This window comes from Pseudomonas sp. PA-5-4B (assembly GCF_021606215.1).
Taxonomy (GTDB): Bacteria; Pseudomonadota; Gammaproteobacteria; order Pseudomonadales; family Pseudomonadaceae; genus Aquipseudomonas; species Aquipseudomonas edaphica.
Genome location: NZ_WKDB01000142.1, coordinates 1 through 1,162, shown reverse-complemented (window position 1 = coordinate 1,162; position 1,162 = coordinate 1). Strand labels below are relative to the sequence as shown.

The window sequence follows — 1,162 nt, the reverse complement described above, 5'->3', positions numbered from 1 at the left end:
TGTGGGAGCAACTGTCTTAACCCACCGTCCGTCAGCGCCATTCTGTACCGTCTCGCAGCATGGCATTTAGTCTGATCAGCAGTATCCGCATGCAGGCGATGAGCGCGACTTTCGCGCTCTTGCCTCGCTCCCTTAGAGCCTCGTAGCGCGTTTTAAAGTCTGCTTGAAAGCGGATAACAACCCAACTCGACATGTATAACGCATGCCTGACACGGGTTCTTCCTCCGTATATCTGTCGTTTTCCATTGTGGTTTCCGCTGTCGTCGTTGTAAGGGGCTATGCCCGCTAACGCCGCCACTTCTCTGCGATCCAACTCGCCCAACTCCGGCAAGTAAACCAGCAAACTGGCGGCCGCGACTTTGCCAATCCCCTTCACAGACATGAGTCGCCTGGCCTTTTCTGCATCCAAATCAAACATGCCCTGAACGAGGTGTTTTTCCAGGGCTTTGATCTGCGCTTGCAGGTAGCGAATATGATCTTTGGTAGCGCTGACAACGGTTGGCAACTGAGCCTGCTGAAGTCGACGCTTATTGTCGTCGCGCTGCTGAACGAAGTGCTCACGTAATTGGATCAGTTCGCGCAGAGCTTCGCGCTCAGGAGAAATGACCTTTTCGTGAGACCCATGCAGCACTTCGGCAAAATCAGCCAGAACTGCCGCATCAATCGGGTCGGTCTTGGCATTTTTGCCCATGGCCACCGCGAAGGCTCTGGCCCGACGAGGATTGATTCGGAGCACTTGGAAATTCGTCTGTTGCAGTGCCGCCATGACCTGGCGCTCGTAGCCTCCCGTGGCCTCCAGCAATACCCGGCCAACCTCATAGCAGCTCAATCGTTTGATCAGCTCAACAAAGCCTTCAGATGTGTTTGGAATCTCGAAGCCTTCTTTCTGAGGTTGAACCCAGACAACAAGGTTTAATTTAGAGATATCGATGCCGACCCAGGAAATCATGGCAAAACCCTCTTACACTCAGGAGTGAGAGTGCTCTGGCTATGCCCACGCTTGTGATTCGAGTGGTGCTCGTCCAACTGTTCGGGCTTGTCGGCCAGAGTGGAAAGGTGGATGGCAGCTTTGCTCCCACTCGTGCTTCTAGCACCGCGGACTCACAGCTTGCCATCCACCCCTCTCACCTCAGAGTTTATTCCCAGATCAAGACACAAGCGG

1 protein-coding gene is annotated in these 1,162 nt (G+C 54.0%); it reads right to left on the bottom strand.

Features of this window, described 5'->3' with window-relative positions:
- Positions 1-31: 31 nt before the first annotated feature.
- The gene (locus GIW28_RS30570; protein WP_017139096.1) at positions 32-949 is read right to left on the bottom strand and encodes an IS110 family transposase; all 918 of its coding nucleotides are present in this window, start codon (positions 947-949) and stop codon (positions 32-34) included.
- Between the last annotated feature and the right edge of the window lie 213 nt (positions 950-1,162).

Bases quoted from the DNA above. Each gene is read 5' to 3' on its own strand.
- GIW28_RS30570 (WP_017139096.1), bottom strand. From the start codon at position 949: ATGATTTCCTGGGTCGGCATCGATATCTCTAAATTAAACCTTGTTGTC.